Here is a 1379-nt window from a genome sequence, read left to right as displayed (position 1 = left end):
TCAGCAGCCAACTCGGAACCAGGAACGTCCACGTTCCAGGTCTTGCCATCAGCGTTAACGGTGGTCGTGTAATCCTTACCGTTGACCGTCACGGTCACGGTATCACCGGCCTTCACATCCTTGCCAACCGTACCAGTGATGGTAACGTCGGCTTCGGACTCGGCCTTGTTGATGACGTCGTCACCGGCAATGGTGTCGATCGTGATCGAAGCTTCAGGCAGATCGGTATCGACACCGTAGCCACGGTCAGCTTCAGCGCTCGCTGGGTTGCCCGCAGCGTCTTCGGTCTCGACCTTGGCGTGAACATTGCTGTCCTGGGCCAGTTCGGTACCAGGAACATCCACGTTCCAGGTCTTACCATCGGCGTTCACGGTGGTCGTGTAGTCCTTGCCGTTCACGGTCACAGTGACAGTGTCGCCAGCCTTCACATCCTTGCCAACCGTACCAGTAATGGTCACGTCGGACTCGGACTCAGCCTTGTTGATCACGTCGTCACCGGCAATGGTGTCGATGGTAATCGAAGCTTCAGGCAGATCGGTATCCACACCGTAGCCACGGTCGGCTTCAGCGCTCGCAGGGTTACCCGCAGCATCTTCGGTCTCAACCTTGGCGTGTACGTTCGAATCAGCAGCCAACTCAGCACCAGGAACGTCTACGTTCCAGGTCTTGCCATCAGCGTTAACGGTGGTCGTGTAGCCCTTACCGTTCACGGTCACAGTCACGGTGTCACCGGCCTTGACGTCTTTACCCACAGTACCGGTAACAGTGACATCCCCTTCCGATTCGGCCTTGTTGATCACGTCATCGCCCGCAATGGTGTCGATGGTAATCGAAGCTTCTGGCAGGTCGGTATCGACACCGTAGCCGCGGTCGGCTTCAGCGCTGGCTGGGTTGCCCGCAGCGTCTTCCGTTTCCACCTTGGCGTGAACATTGCTGTCCTGGGCCAGTTCGGTACCAGGAACGTCTACGTTCCAGGTCTTGCCATCAGCGTTAACGGTGGTCGTGTAGTCCTTGCCGTTCACGGTCACAGTGACGGTATCACCAGCCTTGACGTCTTTACCCACGGTACCGGTGATGGTCACGTCGGACTCGGACTCGGCCTTGTTGATCACGTCATCGCCAGCAATGGTGTCGATCGTGATCGAAGCTTCGGGCAGGTCGGTATCGACACCGTAGCCACGGTCAGCTTCAGCACTGGCTGGGTTGCCCGCAGCATCTTCAGTCTCAACCTTGGCATGTACGTTCGAATCAGCAGCCAACTCGGAACCAGGAACATCCACGTTCCAGGTCTTGCCATCAGCGTTAACGGTGGTCGTGTAGTCCTTACCGTTCACGGTCACAGTGACGGTGTCGCCAGCCTTCACATCCTTGCCAACCGT

Annotated in this window: 1 protein-coding gene; it reads right to left on the bottom strand. The window is 57.6% G+C overall.

The genetic code is table 11. The features are described from left to right. Positions 1 to 1379 (bottom strand): Ig-like domain-containing protein (locus ACFPDR_RS18865; protein ID WP_376911762.1); only part of this gene is annotated, 1379 nt, incomplete at both ends.

Origin of the sequence: Alcaligenes sp. GCM10023179 (assembly GCF_042653705.1) — a bacterium.
Taxonomy (GTDB): Bacteria; Pseudomonadota; Gammaproteobacteria; order Burkholderiales; family Burkholderiaceae_B; genus Alcaligenes; species Alcaligenes phenolicus.
This window is presented reverse-complemented; position numbering and strand designations above follow the sequence as displayed.